Source organism: Aminobacter sp. P4_D5 (assembly GCF_056401815.1).
On the sequence record NZ_JBFUIP010000785.1, the window covers coordinates 1 to 680 of the forward strand.

At 64.8% G+C, this 680-nt stretch carries 1 protein-coding gene; it reads left to right on the forward strand.

Features of this window, described 5'->3' with window-relative positions; all coding sequences use genetic code 11:
• Positions 1 to 408: cbb3-type cytochrome c oxidase subunit I (locus AC1DWF_RS34990; RefSeq protein ID WP_476843065.1), on the forward strand; the 408-nt coding region annotated here is incomplete at its 5' end.
• Positions 409 to 680: the final 272 nt, after the last annotated feature.

The following is a 680-nucleotide window of genomic DNA, read 5'->3' on the forward strand; positions in this document are numbered from 1 at the left end:
GTGCTGAGCCTGGGCGCCGTGTTCGGCATCTACGCCGGCATMTACTACTGGATCGGCAAGATGACCGGCTACCAGTACTCGGAGAAGCTCGGGAAGATCCACTTCTGGCTGACCTTCATCGGCGTGAACCTGACCTTCTTTCCCATGCACTTCCTGGGCAACCAGGGCATGCCGCGCCGCTACCCCGACTACCCCGACGCTTTTTGGGGCTGGAACCTGATCGCCTCGCTGGGCGCCTATATCTCGGTCGCGGGCTTCCTGTTCTTCTTCTACGTCATGTACGACACCTTCCGCCGGAAGGTGCCCGCCGGCGCCAACTACTGGGGCGAGGGCGCCACGACGCTGGAGTGGCAAGTCAGCAGCCCGCCGCCCTTCCACACCTTCGACGAGCTGCCGCGCATCCGGTAACTCCCGAACCTGTAGCTTTGATCAGGGCAGCTTAACGCCCCCGGCGGTTCCCGCCGGGGGCGTTCTGTTTTAGGGTGCCGCCCGACCGCGCCCGGGATTGCAGGGCGCCGGATTGCGGAACGCTTGGCAGAAACCGATATGAGCGACATGACGGTAACCGGTGGAGGGGGGGCGCAGGCCCCCTTTGACGCTTCCGCCCAACTCGGCGGCTCCGAGGTGCGGGACTGGTTCACGCTGCTGAAGCCGCGCGTGCTGAGCCTTGTCGTCTTCAC